The 15,385-nt window shown below is 65.6% G+C and carries 19 protein-coding genes, 1 tRNA gene and 1 pseudogene; 9 read left to right on the forward strand and 12 right to left on the reverse strand.

The window, feature by feature from the left end; genetic code table 11:
• Position 1 precedes the first annotated feature (1 nt).
• The 4 genes from NQV17_RS10840 to hyfB are packed head-to-tail and all read right to left on the reverse strand — an operon-like array spanning position 2 to position 5,065.
• Complete coding sequence (locus tag NQV17_RS10840) at positions 2 to 1,465, reverse strand: hydrogenase 4 subunit F (protein WP_257772166.1); 1,464 nt, start codon at positions 1,463 to 1,465, stop codon at positions 2 to 4.
• Positions 1,458 to 2,117, reverse strand: coding sequence for a formate hydrogenlyase (locus NQV17_RS10845; protein WP_044843454.1), 660 nt, complete (start codon positions 2,115 to 2,117; stop codon positions 1,458 to 1,460). Before NQV17_RS10845 ends, NQV17_RS10840 begins: the two co-directional genes overlap by 8 nt.
• Positions 2,118 to 3,068, reverse strand: a complete 951-nt coding sequence (locus NQV17_RS10850) for a respiratory chain complex I subunit 1 family protein (protein WP_044843455.1) — start codon at positions 3,066 to 3,068, stop codon at positions 2,118 to 2,120.
• The gene (gene hyfB, locus NQV17_RS10855; protein ID WP_257772170.1) at positions 3,062 to 5,065 is read right to left on the reverse strand and encodes a hydrogenase 4 subunit B; all 2,004 of its coding nucleotides are present in this window, start codon (positions 5,063 to 5,065) and stop codon (positions 3,062 to 3,064) included. The genes NQV17_RS10850 and hyfB overlap by 7 nt, the downstream gene beginning before the upstream one ends.
• A gap of 246 nt (positions 5,066 to 5,311) precedes the next feature.
• On the opposite strand from hyfB, the gene NQV17_RS10860 reads away from it, so the two are divergent.
• Both NQV17_RS10860 and NQV17_RS10865 read left to right on the forward strand, forming a co-directional pair.
• On the forward strand, positions 5,312 to 6,079 hold the full coding sequence (locus tag NQV17_RS10860) for a YoaK family protein (protein ID WP_044843457.1): 768 nt from the start codon (positions 5,312 to 5,314) through the stop codon (positions 6,077 to 6,079).
• Between the two features lie 168 nt (positions 6,080 to 6,247).
• Positions 6,248 to 6,445, forward strand: coding sequence for a ribbon-helix-helix protein, CopG family (locus NQV17_RS10865; RefSeq protein WP_044843458.1), 198 nt, complete (start codon positions 6,248 to 6,250; stop codon positions 6,443 to 6,445).
• A 321-nt stretch (positions 6,446 to 6,766) separates the two neighbouring features.
• Here NQV17_RS10865 and NQV17_RS10875 read toward each other — a convergent pair.
• Positions 6,767 to 7,078: pseudogene (locus tag NQV17_RS10875) on the reverse strand (alkylphosphonate utilization protein).
• Positions 7,079 to 7,327: 249 nt separating this feature from the next.
• Here NQV17_RS10875 and NQV17_RS10880 point away from each other — a divergent pair.
• From NQV17_RS10880 to NQV17_RS10905, 6 genes are all read left to right on the forward strand, one after another.
• Positions 7,328 to 7,774 carry a hypothetical protein gene (locus NQV17_RS10880; protein WP_257772173.1) on the forward strand — a complete coding sequence of 149 codons (447 nt, stop codon included), beginning with the start codon at positions 7,328 to 7,330 and terminating at the stop codon, positions 7,772 to 7,774.
• Positions 7,775 to 7,809: 35 nt separating this feature from the next.
• Positions 7,810 to 8,073, forward strand: coding sequence for an HPr family phosphocarrier protein (locus tag NQV17_RS10885; protein ID WP_124485845.1), 264 nt, complete (start codon positions 7,810 to 7,812; stop codon positions 8,071 to 8,073).
• 5 nt (positions 8,074 to 8,078) lie between these two features.
• Entirely contained in the window at positions 8,079 to 8,891 is an 813-nt protein-coding gene (locus tag NQV17_RS10890; protein WP_124485846.1) for a fused MFS/spermidine synthase, read from the forward strand.
• A 49-nt stretch (positions 8,892 to 8,940) separates the two neighbouring features.
• The gene (locus NQV17_RS10895; protein WP_082088431.1) at positions 8,941 to 9,162 is read left to right on the forward strand and encodes a hypothetical protein; all 222 of its coding nucleotides are present in this window, start codon (positions 8,941 to 8,943) and stop codon (positions 9,160 to 9,162) included.
• A gap of 182 nt (positions 9,163 to 9,344) precedes the next feature.
• Complete coding sequence (locus NQV17_RS10900) at positions 9,345 to 9,824, forward strand: hypothetical protein (protein WP_257772177.1); 480 nt, start codon at positions 9,345 to 9,347, stop codon at positions 9,822 to 9,824.
• 96 nt (positions 9,825 to 9,920) lie between these two features.
• Positions 9,921 to 10,343 (forward strand): ACT domain-containing protein, encoded by a 423-nt coding sequence (locus NQV17_RS10905; RefSeq protein ID WP_257772179.1) that lies wholly within the window; start codon positions 9,921 to 9,923, stop codon positions 10,341 to 10,343.
• 541 nt (positions 10,344 to 10,884) lie between these two features.
• Here the strand turns inward: NQV17_RS10905 and NQV17_RS10910 are convergent.
• The 5 genes from NQV17_RS10910 to NQV17_RS10930 form a co-directional block, all read right to left on the reverse strand.
• A tRNA-OTHER gene (locus NQV17_RS10910) sits at positions 10,885 to 10,958 on the reverse strand.
• A gap of 47 nt (positions 10,959 to 11,005) precedes the next feature.
• Positions 11,006 to 11,569: an Hsp20/alpha crystallin family protein gene (locus NQV17_RS10915; protein WP_257772181.1), complete on the reverse strand. Its 564-nt coding sequence runs from the start codon at positions 11,567 to 11,569 to the stop codon at positions 11,006 to 11,008.
• 50 nt (positions 11,570 to 11,619) lie between these two features.
• A complete protein-coding gene (locus NQV17_RS10920; protein ID WP_257772183.1) occupies positions 11,620 to 11,901 on the reverse strand; it encodes a DUF6566 family protein in 282 nt (93 codons plus the stop codon).
• A gap of 81 nt (positions 11,902 to 11,982) precedes the next feature.
• On the reverse strand, positions 11,983 to 12,390 hold the full coding sequence (locus NQV17_RS10925; RefSeq protein ID WP_044843463.1) for an Hsp20/alpha crystallin family protein: 408 nt from the start codon (positions 12,388 to 12,390) through the stop codon (positions 11,983 to 11,985).
• Positions 12,391 to 12,405: 15 nt separating this feature from the next.
• Positions 12,406 to 12,846 carry an Hsp20/alpha crystallin family protein gene (locus tag NQV17_RS10930; protein ID WP_124528629.1) on the reverse strand — a complete coding sequence of 147 codons (441 nt, stop codon included), beginning with the start codon at positions 12,844 to 12,846 and terminating at the stop codon, positions 12,406 to 12,408.
• Between the two features lie 249 nt (positions 12,847 to 13,095).
• Here NQV17_RS10930 and NQV17_RS10935 point away from each other — a divergent pair, with 249 nt between their 5' ends.
• The gene (locus NQV17_RS10935) at positions 13,096 to 13,479 is read left to right on the forward strand and encodes a hypothetical protein (RefSeq protein ID WP_257772187.1); all 384 of its coding nucleotides are present in this window, start codon (positions 13,096 to 13,098) and stop codon (positions 13,477 to 13,479) included.
• 174 nt (positions 13,480 to 13,653) lie between these two features.
• Here the strand turns inward: NQV17_RS10935 and NQV17_RS10940 are convergent, their stop codons facing one another.
• Together NQV17_RS10940 and NQV17_RS10945 are read right to left on the reverse strand one after the other, a co-directional pair.
• Positions 13,654 to 14,958, reverse strand: coding sequence for a HipA domain-containing protein (locus tag NQV17_RS10940; protein WP_257772381.1), 1,305 nt, complete (start codon positions 14,956 to 14,958; stop codon positions 13,654 to 13,656).
• A complete protein-coding gene (locus NQV17_RS10945; protein ID WP_257772189.1) occupies positions 14,948 to 15,232 on the reverse strand; it encodes a helix-turn-helix domain-containing protein in 285 nt (94 codons plus the stop codon). The genes NQV17_RS10940 and NQV17_RS10945 overlap by 11 nt, the downstream gene beginning before the upstream one ends.
• Between the last annotated feature and the right edge of the window lie 153 nt (positions 15,233 to 15,385).

A 15,385-nucleotide genomic window follows, 5' to 3' on the forward strand; every position in this document is an offset into this window, starting at 1 on the left:
TTCACCCTGCCAGCATCGTCGCCGCCTGGCGGTACCACATGGCCAGGTAAGGCGGCACGTACAGGCCCAGCATCAGGCCGAGTCCCAGATGCACGAACACCGGCAGCAGCGCCGGCCGGTGTTCGAGCGGCGTCGCCGTCGTCGTTTCGCCGAACACCATCCGCTGCACGCGCGCGAAGATCGCCGCGAACGCGACGGCGAGCCCGAGCAGCAGCAACGGCGCGGTCCACGGGAGCGTGTTCATGGCCGTCGTCAGGATCAGGAATTCGCTCGCGAACACGCCGAACGGCGGCAGGCCGAGAATCGCAAGCGTGCCGAGCATCATGGCCCAGCCGACCGTCGGGCTGACCTGCAGCAGCCCGCGAATGCCGTCGATCGCCTGCGTGCCGGCCTTCTGCGCGGCGTGGCCGACCGCGAAGAAGATCGCCGACTTGACGAGGGAATGGACCGTCATGTGCAGCAGCCCGGCGAACGTCGCGATCGGGCCGCCGAGCCCGAATGCGAACGTCATCAAGCCCATATGCTCGATCGACGAGTACGAGAACAGGCGCTTCACGTCCTTCTGCCGGAACAGCGAGAACGACGCGATCAGGACCGACACGAGCCCGAACCCGACCAGCAGCCGCCCCGGCAGGCCATTGCCGAGCGCGCCGTCGGCCAGCACCTTGCAGCGAAGCACCGCATACAGCGCCACGTTCAGCAGCAGGCCGGACAGCACCGCCGAAATCGGCGTCGGACCTTCGGCGTGCGCGTCCGGCAGCCAGCTGTGCATCGGCACGAGGCCGACCTTGGTCCCGTAGCCGACCAGCAGAAACACGAAGGCGATCGACACGATCGTCGGGTCGAGCTGCGTCCTGACGGCGGCCAGGCTCGTCCACAGCAGCGCGTCGCCGTCGGTGAGCTGCCGGCTCGCGGCGAGGTACAGCAGGATCGTGCCGAACAGCGCCTGGGCGATGCCCACGCCGCACAGGATGAAGTACTTCCATGCGGCTTCGAGGCTCGCGGCGGTTCGGTAGACGCTGACGAGCAACACGGTGGCGAGCGTGGCGGCTTCCATGGCGACCCACAGCACGCCGACGTTGTCGGTCAGCAGCGCGAGCAGCATCGCGAACATGAAGAGCTGATACATGCTGTGATAGAGCCGCATCCGCGCGGCCGTCATCCGGCCGCGGGCTTCCTCGATCTGCATGTAGGGCCGGGAAAACAGCGAGGTCGTCCAGCCGACGAACGCCGTGAGCGCAACCAGATAGACATTCAGCGGATCGACGAAGAACGCGCGTCCGAATGCGAACGACGGACCGTGCTCGACGGTGCGCGCGGCAAGCACCAGCGTCGCTGCGAACGTCAGGAAGCTGAAGCCGACGTTCAGATGGCGCGCGACCCGGCTCGGCCGCACGCAGGCGAGGCACGCGGCGCCCGCGAGCGGCAGCCCGAGCACGGCGAGCACGACGTGGGCGTCATTCATCTTTGAGTTTCTCGAGGTGATGGATGTCCAGGCTGTCGAACTGCTCGCGAATCTGGAACATGAAGACGCCCAGAATCAGGATGCCGATCAGCACGTCGAGCCCGATGCCGAGCTCGACGATCATCGGCATGCCGTTGGTCGCGGCCGCCGCCGCGAAGAACAGCCCGTTTTCCATCGACAGGAAGCCGATCACCTGTGGAATGGCCTTGGCGCGCGTGATCATCGCCATGAACGACAGCAGCACGCACGCGAGCGCAATGCCGAGCGTGCCGCGCGCGACCGAGGTCGCGAGCTGGCTGATCGGCGCGGCGACATTGAACGCGACGATCACGAGGACGATGCCGATCAGCAGCGTGGTCGGGATGTTGATGAGCGGTTCGACGTCGGTCTTGACGTCGAGCCTGCGCACGAGCCGATACAGGAACCACGGGATCACGCCGACCTTCAGCACGAGCGTCAGCCCGGCGGACACATACAGGTGCACGTCGGCCGTGACGAAGCCGAGGATCAGGTTCGCCGACACGAGCGCGACGCCCTGCAGCGTATAGAGATGGATCAGGGACAGGATCCGGCGCTGGCTCAGCATCGCGAACGACAGCATCAGCAGCACGGCCGCGAGGAAATTGATCAGTTGTGTCGCGTAGGCGTGCATTCATGCCCCCAGCAGCAGGTGGACGAGCATGCCGATCACGGCCAGCAGAAAGGCCGTGGCCAGGAATTCCGGTACCCGGAAGATGCGCATCTTCGCGTTGGCCGTTTCGACCACGGCGAGCGCGACACCGCCTGCCGTCAGCTTGATGAAGAGCACCGGCACCGCCAGCAGCAGCGCGACGGGATCGCCCGCATTCGCGATGCCCCAGGGCACGAACAACGCGAGACCGATGCACGAATACGCGAACAGCTTGAGGCTTGCCGCCCATTCCATCAACGCAAGGTGCCGCCCCGAATATTCGAGGATCAGCGCCTCGTGGATCATCGTGAGCTCGAGGTGGGTGGTCGGATTGTCGACCGGCAGCCGCGCATTTTCGGCCAGCGCGACCAGCGTGAACGCGATGCCGGCGAACGCCAGGCTCGGATAGATCGTGAGCTCGCCGCGGCCGAGCGTCGCGACGATGCTCGTCAGCAGCGTCGACTGCGTAATCAGCGAGGCCGACAGGAGCACCATCAGCAGGGCCGGCTCCGCGAGGAAGCCGATCAGCATTTCGCGTCGCGCGCCGAGCGTGCCGAACGCCGTGCCGACGTCCATCGCCGCGAGCGACAGCGCGACGCGCGCGAGCGCGAACAGGCCGACGAGCGCGATCGCATCGGCCGCGGGCGACAGCGGCAATTCGGTCGACAGGGTCGGCACGATCGCGCACGCGAGCGTCATGGCGGCCCAGACGACATACGGCGCGCCGCGGAACACGGGGCTCGCGCCGTGCGCGATGACCGATTCCTTGTTGAACAGCTTGTGGAGCATCCGGTACGGCTGCCAGATGGACGGCGCGCGCCGGTTCTGAAGCCAGGCGCGGCATTGGTTGACCCAGCCCGTGAGCAATGGCGCGGCCGCGATCGCTATCACAATTTCGAGAGTCTGCGAGATGACGCCGGACAGGGTTACCATCGTCTCACCAACATCAGCAGCACGATCAGCACGACGAAACTGTAGGTCAGGTAAACCGCGATCTTGCCCGTCTGCAGGCGGCCCGCCCAGTCGGCGCTGCGTTGCGTGAGCGCCGCGATGCGCGCGTAGAGCGCGGACCAGGTTCGATCGGTCACCGACACCCGGTAGGCCGGCCGGGTGTCGAACGGCGACGGCAATTGCCGCTCGATGTGCAGCAGCGGTGCGAAGATTTCGCGGATCGGCTGCCCGAATCCCTCCGCCGTATCCTGCATGCGCGCGGTCGTGAACGGGAAGCCGCAGCCCCACGGGGCCGCGCGGCGCAGCCGGCCGTGATAGAAACGCCGCACCAGCACCCACGCGAGCCCGCAGCAGGCGATGAAGAACAGCATGAACGCCGCCGGCATGTAGCTCGCGCGAGCGGCCGACACGGGCGCGAACAGCAGCCAGCCATGATTGTCCGCGCCGACGCCGGCGCCGACCAGCGTGTGCGTCACGCGATCCAGCAGCTTGACGAACTGGGCGGGCATCAGCCCGAGCAGCACGCTGGCGGCCGCGAACCAGCAGAACGCGAGCCGTTCCCACGTGTTCGCATCGCGGGCGCGGTTCAGCTTCGCTTCTCTCGGTTGCCCGAGGAACACGATGCCGAAGAACTTGACCATCGTGTAGCCGGCCAGCGCGGCCGACATCGCGATCAGCGCGGCGGCGATCGGCACCGTCATGGCGAGCACCGAATCCGGCAACCGCGGCGCGAACAGAAAGCCCTGCAGCAGCAGCCACTCGGCCACGAAACCGCTCAGCGGCGGCAGGCCCGCGCTGGCCGCGACGCCCGCGAGCACGGCCCACGCGGTCCACGGCATGAAGCGGATCAGTCCGCCGAGCCTGCCGAGGTTGCGCTCGCCGGTGGCGTGGAGCACGGCGCCCGTGCCCAGGAACAGCAGGCTCTTGAACGCCGCATGCGCAACGATCTGGTACAGCATCGCGGTCAGCGCGAGCGCGGACAGGTTCGTCATCCCGTACGCGCGAAACAGCACCGCGAGACCGAGCGCGACGGTCATCAGGCCGACGTTGTCGATCGACGAATAGGCGAGCAGGCGCTTCATGTCGACCTGGATGGTGCTGAACACCACGCCGAGCAGCGCGGTGCCGAGCCCCAGCATCAGCAGCAGCACGCCCCACCACGCAATCTGCACGTGCAACAGGTCGAACAGCACGCGCAGCAGGCCGTACAGGCCGACTTTCAGCACGAATCCGCTGAGGAGCGCCGAGACCGGCGACGGCGCCGCGGGGTGCGCCTCCGGCAGCCACACATGCAGCGGGAAGATCCCCGCCTTCGCGCCGAACCCGACGAGCGCGAACAGGAAGGCGAACGACGCGGGCAACGCATCCAGAGACTGCGCGCGCAGGTTGGCGAAGGTGTAGTCGCCGGTGCGCGCCTGCAGAATGCCGAAGCAGAGCAGCAGCGCCAGCGCGCCGACGTGCGAGATCAGGAAATACAGGTAACCGGCCCGGCGGATCTCGCCGATCCGGTGGTTGGTCATGACGAGAAACGTCGCGGACAGCGTCAGCGTCTCCCAGGCGACCATGAATACATAGGCGTCGTCGGCGATCAACACCAGCGCGATGCTTGCGACGCAGACGTGGTATTCGAAGCAGATCAGCCCGGGCGCGGATCCTTCGCCCTTGCGGAAATAGCCGGCTGAAAAGGCGCCGATCCCGGTGCTGACGAGGCCGAGCACGAACAGGAAATAGCCGGACAGGCGATCGAGACGCAGATGAAAGGGCAGGCCGGGAAGCCCGATCGGCAGCACCGCGGCAGACGGTTCGGCAAGGATGCCCGCGAGGCCCGCCGCGCCGACGAGCAGCCCGGCCAGCGCGCCGAGCGGAAAGAGGCCGTGGGCAACCAGTCGCGTGCGGCGCAGCGCCCCGAGCCCCAGCGTGCCGACCGCGAGCCACGCGGCCACGGCCAGCAGGACGAAATGGACCGGCACGGGTGCCATCCGGAATGTCTCCAGTACGCTCGGGTTGGACGAGGTGGTTGGAACGGCCGCGTCTTCCGCGACCTGATCCTGTCCGCATTATGACACCGAAAGACGAATCGGGATAACAAGGTATGATAATGCGGTTATCATGAAAGTCTCATGGCTCCCTGGCTGGAACGGGCGACCGTGGCGGTGTGCCGCGGCGCGCCGGGCTCCGCTCGGGGCGTCGTCGTCTCCCGATCCGGGCGAATGAGGGAAGATCCTATGCCAGCGCAGTACTTCCGAAGCCTGACGGGAAAACACCGCAGCGCGGCCGCGAACCGCCAGCTCGGGTTTTCGCTTGCCTTCGTCGCCGGCGCGACCAACGCCGGCGGTTTCCTCGCGGTCAAGCAATACACGTCGCACATGAGCGGGATCGTGTCGGCGATCGCGGATCAGACCGCGCTCGGCGACATCCGGCTCGTGCTGGCCGGGGTGGGTTCGCTCGCGTCGTTTCTGGTGGGCGCCGGCTGCTCGGCCGTGCTCGTCAACTGGGGGCGGCGCCGTGGCCTGCAGAGTCAGTACGTGCTGCCGCTGCTGGTCGAAGCGGCGCTGCTGCTCCTGTTCGGGCTGCTCGGCAGCCATCTCGCGCTGTGGGAAGCGTTCTTCATGCCGGTCACGGTGATCCTGCTGTGCTTCATCATGGGGCTGCAAAACGCGATGATCACCAAGCTGTCGGGGGCGGAAATCCGCACGACGCACATGACGGGCATCGTGACGGACCTCGGCATCGAACTCGGCAAGCTCTTTTACTGGAATCGTTCGAGTGCCGACGTGCACGCGCAGACGGTGATCGCGAACCGCGCGAAGCTCAGGATTCACGCGACGATGCTGGCGTCGTTCTTCGTCGGGGGGCTGGCCGGCGCAATCGGCTTCAAGCATGTCGGCTACGTGTCGACCGTGCCGCTGGCCGCGGCACTCGTCACGCTGGCGATCGTGCCCGTCGTCGACGACGTGCTCGACTATCTCTATCGGCTTGACCGCCGGTCGTGAGCCGGCACGAGGTGAAACGAAACCCGACTGCGCGTTGGCGGCGGCGGATTCTGCTTGGGGTGCTGTCGCCGAGCCCGGGCCAAACGCGCGTGCCGAATGCTTTCGGGCGCGGTACGCAAGGGCCGATGCATTATAATTAAATTAGCATATCGCCGACTCTGCCCTGCAATGGAAACGAAAACCGCACGCTTGACCATCCTGATCGATCCCGCCAAGAAAGAGGCGTTCGACATGCTCTGCGCGGAGCAGGACCTGACGCCGTCGCAAGTCGTGCGGCAGTTGATTCGCGAGTATCTCGAACAACACGGCGTGAGCTACAAGACGAAAAGCGCGCTCGGCAAACGGGTGAAGCGAAGCGCGGACTGAGTTCGCGAGCCGCCTGGACGTCGATTTCCCGGTGCGCATGCCGTGCGCATGCCAGGAGGGTCGTATGGGCATCCCTCCGTGTCACGTACTTCGTGCGATCCGCACGGATCACCTTGAACCGGGCATCGTCCGCAGGAGTCCTGAATACTTCGTGTAGCGCGATCATGTCCGGATTGATTTCGATCGCGTCGATGGTCACGCCGGGCGGATTCCGATAATCCCGCTCCATGCCCGATCAATCCGGGTAGACATGTTGTCGGCGGGGAGCGCGTGCAGCGAACTGCAACGACAAGCGGGTTCGCCGTAGGTAAGCGCGCGGCGTCACGCTTCCCGGCGAAAGCACGCCGTGAGCACGAAGCTGCCCGCGTCGGTCTTGCCGTCGATCTCGTGATCGCCGCCGACGATCCGGATGCTTTTTACCTTGGCGCCCATTCTCAGCGTGATCGATGAACCCTTCACGCGCGGATCCTTGATCGGCGCGACCACGCCCCCGTCCGACAGCACATTGCCGTTCGCGTCCTTGGCGACTCGCCCGGCCGATTCGTCAGCGGATTCGATGCCGGCGCCCGCCGATCATTCATGACCTCAGTCCGCGCACAGATGCAGTGTGCCGTTCGGGCAGGTGTATTCCATTGCGCATTGCGGGCAGGCGGGGGCACGTTCGCGGCTTCCATGGAACGGATTCGAGCCGGTCGGCGGCAAAAGGCGGACGGATACCTGCCTTGCCGGAACGGGCGCCGTGCCGTCGGCTCGCAGGCGGGCCGACCAAGGGGCGGGCGCACACAACATTATAATGAAATACACATTCGATGAATGCTGTCTTATAATTCAGCCTTGCCGCCGATCGCCGGAATTGAGGGCGGATTCGCGGAGGTAGCCGACATGTTCGATCTGGATGGGATGCTGCTGTTGCCCGATCGGCGGCCCATATCCCTGCCGGAGGTCGCGGGGAGCCGGGGGCTTGTCGTGGTGGGCGTCGGGCGCGGCGGCGAGCGCGGCTTCCAGATGGTCCACCGCTTCCATGATGTGGGCGAGCGGCTCGCGGCAGCCGGTATTCATCTGGCCTTCGTCTATCCGCGGGAATCGGCTCGGCATGTGATGGATCCCATCTCGGTGGCCAGTGCGCGGTTCCGGCACCACCCGCGCCTGCTGCTCGATGCGGATGGCTGCTGTTTCGCGCAGGGCGTGCCGCCTCGATTGCTCCGTGCCGAGTATCTGAGCGGCGCAATGCAGCGTCTCGCCGGTTTCGAAATCGACGTGCGCAACGCGGCATGGGAAACCGAGTTCCAGGCGTTCCTGATGGCCTGCCGGATCGGCCCGTCCCACTGAATACCAGCATCCCTCTCACGCCACACGCGAGGAACATGGCAACCGTCGTTTATTTCGAAGCAGGTCCCGCCTGGAGCCGGAACGGTGCGACCGCCGTGCGCGATGCGCTCGTGGTCACGGCGCGCCGTTTCGACAGCGACATCCTGCTGATCGCCAATGGGCGGCGCGGGAATGCCAAGGACGGCATGGCCATGTCATCGCTGCAGGTGCGTCGCGGCACGTCCGCGCAAGTCCTTGCAAGCGGCCCGGACGAAGAGGCGGCGCTTCGTGCGCTCTTGCCCTTGCTTCAAGAGGGCTGACCCGCGTGCCGCCTGTCGATTTTCCGTTCCTGGGCCTGCGCGCGGCTTCCCCGGCCGAGATTGCCGACAAGCCGATCGTCGTGGAAAACGAGCACCTCGTCTCGCTGTGCTTCGACGGCCGTGGCATGCAAAGCACGATGCTGCGGGAGGCTCCGGACGCGCTCGCACTCGGCTATACGCGCACGATGATGGGGTTCCTGCTGTTTCAGCCGGAACCCGCGCATGTGGGCTTGATCGGGCTCGGCGGCGGTTCGCTCGTGAAGTATTGCTATCGGAACCTGCCGAACACCCGTCTCACGGCAATCGAAATCAATCCGGAAGTGATCGCGCTTCGCGACCGGTTCCACGTTCCACCCGACGACGCACGACTGACGATCATCTGCGCGGACGCGGCGCGGCACCTGTCGACGACCGCGCACACATTCGATGCGCTGTTGCAGGATGGTTTCAATGCGGATGGCGCGCCGTCCGAGCTCTGCAGCGCAGCCTTCTACGATACCTGTCGCGCGCGACTGAACGACGACGGCGTGCTCGTCGTCAATCTGCTCGGCGACGATCCGCGACTCGGTGATTGTCTCGCGAGGCTGCGTGAGACGTTCGGCCCTTCCGTCGCAATCGCACCGGCGGAAGACGGTGCGGGCAACGTGATCGCCTTCGCCTGGAAGAGCGACGCACCGCTGCCGTCGCTCGAGGCACTCATCGAACGTGCGGATCGGCACTGCGGCCACCACGGCATCGACCTCGTCGATGCCGCCGTGCGCATCGAGGTCGGCGCCCGTTACGACTGGACGCGCCTGAGTGCGTGCCTTGCCGATTGAGTCCGATACATGCGGCACCCTTGATCATGATCAAACACCTGGAGACGCCATGAGCGATAACGAAGCTTCGACCGTTCCGACCATCTCGGCATCCGCGATCTGGGCGCTGGAGCGCCTTGCCGATATTCGTTACGGTCGCGATACACCCGCACTTGGCTGGTCCATTACCCGCGAGCTCATCGGCGCAGGATTCGTGCGCTATCCGACGAACGGCCGCGGAAGCGTCTCGATCACGGCAGCCGGACAGACGTTCCTGAAGAACCGGAAATAGTTCTGGCCGGCGTCGCTCGCGAACCGCACGTCGCGTCGATCCGGACATCCATGCCGGGTCGTTCATGTCATGGGCGGTGCGTTCGACAGGGGAAGCGTCCACGCGCCAGGGTGCGGCTGCGAATTGCGGTGGCGCGCGAAGATGAGCAAGCGTGCCGCTGCGGACATGACGAAAGGCTGAACGTGCTTTCCTACCTGCGGTTACTTTTTGCGCGACGCAAATTTCGCCGGCTTCCCGCGATTCGTTTTCAATCGGTGCCGATCGATCTGGGCATCGACGGTGTGCCGCATTCGGGTTGGGAAGTCGCGATACTCGCGGCATCCGGCGGTATCGTCGGCGGGGCGACATACAGCCTGGCGCCGCGAACCGATCGGGTGTATGTCCATCGACTGGAAATTCTCCCGCCGATGAGGCGCCGCGGCTACGGTCTCGCCTTCCTGTCGTATCTGCATCGAACGTACCAGTTGCCCATTACTCCCATCGACGACGGGCCCGAGGCCCGGTCGTTCTGGCGCGCCGCGCGATCCTTTCAATCCGGAGCATGGCGGGTTACGTCCGGACAATCATCCGACGAGTTCCGCGACGCGCTGCTTCGATGGCGGCATCGGCAGGCGGTCATGCTCGGCTTGCGTCCCCCGTCGGCAAAATCATCGGATTCCTAGGCGAACCTGCATGACGCCGTTCGCACGAGCGGCCTTGCTCGCCGGTCATGCGCGACATAGATTGTCTTCATCGAGGTCCGACTTTTTGGAGGGGCCATGGAACTGCTCGTGGAACGCGTTGACGTCTGGGCGGCCACCATCGAGGACAAGCCGGGCGGTCTTGCACGCGTGCTGAACGCGTTGCGGGATGCCGGCGTGGATTTGCAATTCATTGTCGCCCGGCGCACCCAGGAAGCACCCGGCAAAGGGGTGGTATTCGTCGCGCCGCTGCAGGGAGATCGGGAGACTCGTGCCGCCACGCAGGCGGGATTCAGTCCTAGCTCGAGCCTGCACTCGATCCGTGTGATGGGGCTGGACCAGATGGGGATCATCGCGGAGCTGACCCAGAAACTGTCGGACGGCGGGATCAATCTCCGCGGCGTATCCGCCGCCGTGCTCGGCTCGCAGTTCATTGCCTATCTAGCGCTCGACTCGCTGGCCGACGCCGAGCAGGCGACAGACATCCTGCAAAGGCCCTGAATTGCCGCTTCAGTCGACTGCCGGGTGAGGCGGGGTGCCTTTCACGGCTGAATCTCGCGTGCGTTGCATCGGGCGTGCGGCGTGGTCTGCCCCGATCTTCGACCGGGTGAGGCCGCCGCGGAATATCGACGGCCAATCGATTGCGGCATGCGCGCGGGCGACGCGCCGCAGCGGCGCTTCGTTCGCGTGATTCGCCGCGTACGTCTGCCGTGTTCCTGTGTCTTCGCGTGCCTTCGCGTTTCGTCATGCCGTGTGCGGCAAACACGGGCGAGCGGGCAGGGGGATCGAATTGCCCGGCGTATTTCTTCGTGTTCGAGTTTTAAGGAAAAACAGATGCATTGTGATAAGAATACTTATCCTGTCTTATCCATTCAGCATCGCCCATTCCCCCGCTTGTCGCTTTCGTTCGCTGGTCACCTCAGGCGGGAACTCGCAGCCGTCCCTTCCACGTCGGCTGGCTGACCGTCATCCATGGCTTCGTCGCGTTCGTCGCCCATCGCAAGCCGCGTTTGTCGGGTGGCAGCGGATTTTCGGTTTCATGCGGGCCGCACCGGATTCGAACCAGTGACCAACGGACAAAAAAGTCGGCTGCTCCACCCACTGAGCCAACGGCCCGGTTCGTCCGATACCCGCCCGCCACCACGGCACTTTTCGTGTTTGCCCTAGCGGATATCGATCGTGCGACTCACGGTCTGCGTCGGCTCCGACTTTGGCACGGTCAACGTGAGTACACCGTTGTCGAACTTTGCCAACGTACGATCGGGGTCGGCGTATTCCGGCATCGGGATCGTGCGCATGAAGCTTCCATGGGCGCGCTCCAGCCGGTAACAGCCGTTTTCCTCGCTGCGTACGTCCTGCTTTTTCTCTCCGCGCAGCACGATTGCCCCGTCCTCGATGCTCACCTTCAGATCTTCGCGCGCTATTCCGGGCAGTTCGGCGGTCACGCGCAGCACCGGTCCTTCATCGACGACGTCGATGCGCGCCTGGAAGCGCGATGAACTGAAGTCGCCGAACCATCGTTCGAGCGCGCCACGGCCTGCGAGCGGGTCATGAAAGAATTCCTCCACCGCACGCCACGGCTCACGTGAGAACAGTCGCGGAATGTCGGGCCACGCGGCCCGCCACTGTTCGGTTGTCGGCGGGTTTTCCGGGCCTTCTCCGTCGGACTTGCGGGCAGTTCCGCGAAGGAACTTGAAGGGGTTCCACTTCTTCGGATCGGTATTCATGGCGTCCTCCGATTCAGCTTCAATCCGTTTCGAGCGTGGCGGCCAGCCCATCAGGCAGCAAGCGTGCCCCGAGCCTCGACTGCGCCGGGCACGCCGCGATCGATCGGTTGCACCGCGAACTCGAGCGCATCGCGCTGCGCTTCGGCCGCGCTCGTCCAGCGCTCGCCGAAACGCGGCAGATGCCAGTCGGCCAGCACCTCATCGTTCCGTTCGATCCGGACGATGGCGATGTAGCCTTCCGGTGCGGACATGCGTGTCGCGATCCGTCGCACGGGCACGGTGCGGACCAGCACCGCATGCCCTTTCCAGGACTCCTCAGCGACATCGGACACCGGTACCTCCCGCTCCTGGTTCGCGACGGGCGGCGGCGCTTCCCCCGCCGCCCATCTTTCCGACCGGCCGTTGCCGCAGGGTCAGCCGGTCCTGACTTCGATGCGCCGTGGGCGAGCCTCGTCGCGACGCGGGATCGTCAGCTTCAACACCCCGTCCTGGAGGCTTGCCTCGATCTTCGACGTATCGAAGTCCGGTGACAGCGTGAACGTCCTCGCGAAGTGCGGCTCCCGGACCTCGGCATGCTGCAGGCGCAGATTGGCCGGCGTCGGCACCACCGCCTCGGCCTCGATCGAGAGGCTGCTGTCGTGAACCTTGACGTCCAGCTTGTCCTTCGTCACGCCGGGCAGATCTGCCCACAGTGTGACGCCCTGGTTGCTCTCGTAGATGTCGACGGCCGGGGTGAGGGTGATCCGGCGCGTGGCCTGTTCCGCGTCGCGGCGCGTGACTGCGGACGGGTCGCGTTCAGCCAGTTTGGTCATGTCGTTCATGATCGGCTCCTGGAGTTACTGGACAGTGATGGCGCGTGGCTTGGACGACTCGCGCTTGCCGATGCTGATCGACAGGCAGCCATTTTCGTAGCGCGCCTGGACCTTGTCGGGATCGGCGGTGTCGGGCAGCTCGATGACGCGCCGGAAGGCGCCGACGAAGCGCTCCTGCGCATACGTACGCGTCTCGCTTTCAGTGTCGGGTTGCGTCGATTTGCGTTCGCCGCTGAGGGTCAGCAGGCCCTTGTCGATCGATACGTCGAGTTCGGCGGCGCTGACGCCCGGGGCGAAGGCGACGATCTCGATCGACTCGTCCGTCGCGCCGATGTTGATCTGAGGAAATGCGCCGAGCCGGCTCGCGCGGATGCTGGACGGGAAACCGCCGAAGAGTTGCGCCATCTGCTGCTGCAGGCGGTCGAACTCGCTGAAGAGATCGGTTCCGAAGTAAAGATCGCTCATGATCGTATCCTCCTGGATGGCAATCGGGAGGCGAACGGGCCTACGCGCTCCAGTTCGCCTGCCGGACTGCCGGCAAACAAATCGAAACACGCAGCGCGCGGGATGAAACGGTTCGCGCGTCTGCCTGAGCGAAACTCAAGATAGGCACTCTGCGGAAAATTTCAAGGGGCGGCGGCAGATTTTTGCACTTGAAATTTCGGTGCTGGAACCTATCATCGCAGCGGCTTGGAACTGCATGCGGAGGACGCCATGGAATTCGATACGGACTGGCTTACGCTGGGCAGGCATCGTATCCGGCTGCGCTCGACGAAGGGCTTTCCGACCGAGACGATGCGCACGGTGACCGAGGTCGTCAGGCTCGCGATCGACAACAACATGAGCGCGCGGGCGCGACTTGTCGAGATCGTCTGCCGGCAGGAACAGACCTACGACGTGCTGGTCGGCACGACAATGGCGGAGGACAAGGCTTGTGCACCGCAACTTGAAGCCGCGGTCGCGGTCGTGCTGGGCCTGTTGCCCGACCAGATCAAGATCACGGTCACCCCGGTCACGCAAAAGGAGGTCGATCTGCACTTCGGCGTGTACGAGCGGATGCTGTCGGAGAAGCTGAGTTCGACGCCGCCGATCCGCTGACCGAGCGGTTCGGCACCCTGCCGTGCGGCCGGCGCAGGTTGGCGTCTCCTGATATGCCGGCGCGCGGCGGGCACGGCGGCAACGATCGCGGAATGAGGCACCGGACCGACGCCGGACGTCGTATCGCCGATTCACCTGAACCGGCGCGCCCATGTGCATGCTTCATGTCCGTTCTCAATCGCGCGTCGGCCGAAGCGCGCGCCCCATCTCCGCGATCGGCATCGCCGCGATCGAATTCAGCAGCCGCGTCTCGCCGGCGTCCGGGCGGGCGATTGCCCGCACTTCCTCGAGCGTCTGCGCGACATGGCGATCGAGCGGTTCGAGAAAGCGCTGCAACTCGCTTGCCGCCGCTTTCTCCCTGAGCCCGAGCGCCTGACCGAACGCGATCAGCGCGGCCGCATCGATCTCGACAAGCCGCGTCGCGTTGCCGAGCGGCATCGTCAATTCGCAGTGCGGCCAGTGATCGCCGCGATGGTCGGGGCGGTGCGTCGGCGTGTGATACACGACCGTGCTGACGATGTCGTAGAACGGCGCGAGCCGGTAGCCGCGCGCGTCGACGAAGAACGACAGGTTCTTCAGGTGCGCGTCGGCATTGCCGACCACCACGTTGAACACGGTCCAGCGGAACACCGACAGGCGCGCCAGCGCGCGCGTGCTGGTGCGCTCGATCGCACGGGCGAGCTCCTGCGCGTTCGCGCGCTGGTACTTGAAGCCGCGGTCGTAGTTGAGCAACTGCATCGCGTCGATCGTATGCACGCGTGCGGCCGGCGCCGACGCGACGTCGCGGTCGAACCGGTCGATCACGTAGCACGCGGACGGCGCGCGCAGGAAGTGCACGTCGGGGACGTCGAGCCCCATCTTCTTCGCGAGCTTCATGCAGAAGAATTCGTTGATCGCCGAGTGCGGGTAGCCGGCCGCGCGCATGTCCGGCTTGAGGAGGTGCATCGACGGCTCGCTGCCGACCGGCTCGTACAGCGCGTAGTCGGGTGCATCGCCGCGCAGCACCAGCAGCAGTTTCTGCTGCGCGCCGGCCGCCGACATGCGCTTGGGCGCGGTGGCCGTCAGCGCGCGCTCGGGCATCGCCCGGATCCGGCGTTCGAGCTCGTCGAGCGGCAGCGGCTGCAGGCTGCCGGGCGCTTCCCGTTCGCCGTCGGCCAGCAGCGTCAGCGCGCCGGCCGATTCGCGCCCGAAGTACGCGAGCAGGCCCCACGCGTCGGCGGCGTCGACCTTCGCCTCGCGTGCGAGCGAGGTGCGCATGCCTTCCTCGGGCAGCAGGTTGTCGAAGAACCACTGGACCGGGCGATCGGTCGACGTGTCGGTGAAAGCGCCGGCGCGCAGCGCGAACGCCGGGGACAGCGGATAGGCGGCCGGGGACGCGAGCCATTGCGGGTCGTACGCGAACGACCAGATGCCCTTGTCGTCGGTCAACGTGCCCATGCGCACGCCGTTGGCGGACGCGATCAGCGTTCTAGCCGCAATGGCTGCTCCTGCGACGTTGCGCGGCCTTCAGCGCGGTGGCCTCCGAAATCTCGACCGACGACTCGGCGTACAGGCGCACGCCCAGTTCGCCGAGCAGCAGCATGACCTTGCCGATTTGCGCGGTCGGCTTTCCGCCTTCCACCTGGCTGATGAATTTCGGCGACAACCCGGTCGCGTTCGCGAGTTCGTCGCGCGTGAACCCCTGCTGGAGCCGCGCCGCGCGGATGAGGTGGGCGAGCGCGCCGATCGTGTCGACGGACTGGGACTCCGACATGACGTTCTCCGTGCTTCGTATCTGATCGGGAACAGTATTGCACAACTTGTCGGCATGGGCAGCATTTCGTATCCGTACAGGAACGGAGTGGCGAGCCCGGGAGCCGGTGCGTCGTTTCGTACCCGATCGGGTACCGGGAGGCGCGGAAGCGTG

The organism is Burkholderia sp. SCN-KJ, from assembly GCF_024656005.1.
Lineage (GTDB): Bacteria > Pseudomonadota > Gammaproteobacteria > Burkholderiales > Burkholderiaceae > Burkholderia.

Excerpts from the sequence above, each read along its gene's own strand:
- NQV17_RS10935 (WP_257772187.1), top strand. The coding sequence starts at position 13,096 with ATGGAATTCGATACGGACTGGCTTACGCTGGGCAGGCATCGTATCCGG.
- NQV17_RS10840 (WP_257772166.1), bottom strand. The coding sequence starts at position 1,465 with ATGAATGACGCCCACGTCGTGCTCGCCGTGCTCGGGCTGCCGCTCGCG.
- NQV17_RS10945 (WP_257772189.1), bottom strand. The coding sequence starts at position 15,232 with ATGTCGGAGTCCCAGTCCGTCGACACGATCGGCGCGCTCGCCCACCTC.
- NQV17_RS10845 (WP_044843454.1), bottom strand. The coding sequence starts at position 2,117 with ATGCACGCCTACGCGACACAACTGATCAATTTCCTCGCGGCCGTGCTG.
- NQV17_RS10930 (WP_124528629.1), bottom strand. The coding sequence starts at position 12,846 with ATGAGCGATCTTTACTTCGGAACCGATCTCTTCAGCGAGTTCGACCGC.
- NQV17_RS10880 (WP_257772173.1), top strand. The coding sequence starts at position 7,328 with ATGTTCGATCTGGATGGGATGCTGCTGTTGCCCGATCGGCGGCCCATA.
- NQV17_RS10895 (WP_082088431.1), top strand. The coding sequence starts at position 8,941 with ATGAGCGATAACGAAGCTTCGACCGTTCCGACCATCTCGGCATCCGCG.
- NQV17_RS10850 (WP_044843455.1), bottom strand. The coding sequence starts at position 3,068 with ATGGTAACCCTGTCCGGCGTCATCTCGCAGACTCTCGAAATTGTGATA.
- NQV17_RS10925 (WP_044843463.1), bottom strand. The coding sequence starts at position 12,390 with ATGAACGACATGACCAAACTGGCTGAACGCGACCCGTCCGCAGTCACG.
- NQV17_RS10905 (WP_257772179.1), top strand. The coding sequence starts at position 9,921 with ATGGAACTGCTCGTGGAACGCGTTGACGTCTGGGCGGCCACCATCGAG.
- NQV17_RS10865 (WP_044843458.1), top strand. The coding sequence starts at position 6,248 with ATGGAAACGAAAACCGCACGCTTGACCATCCTGATCGATCCCGCCAAG.
- NQV17_RS10860 (WP_044843457.1), top strand. The coding sequence starts at position 5,312 with ATGCCAGCGCAGTACTTCCGAAGCCTGACGGGAAAACACCGCAGCGCG.
- hyfB (WP_257772170.1), bottom strand. The coding sequence starts at position 5,065 with ATGGCACCCGTGCCGGTCCATTTCGTCCTGCTGGCCGTGGCCGCGTGG.
- NQV17_RS10885 (WP_124485845.1), top strand. The coding sequence starts at position 7,810 with ATGGCAACCGTCGTTTATTTCGAAGCAGGTCCCGCCTGGAGCCGGAAC.
- NQV17_RS10915 (WP_257772181.1), bottom strand. The coding sequence starts at position 11,569 with ATGAATACCGATCCGAAGAAGTGGAACCCCTTCAAGTTCCTTCGCGGA.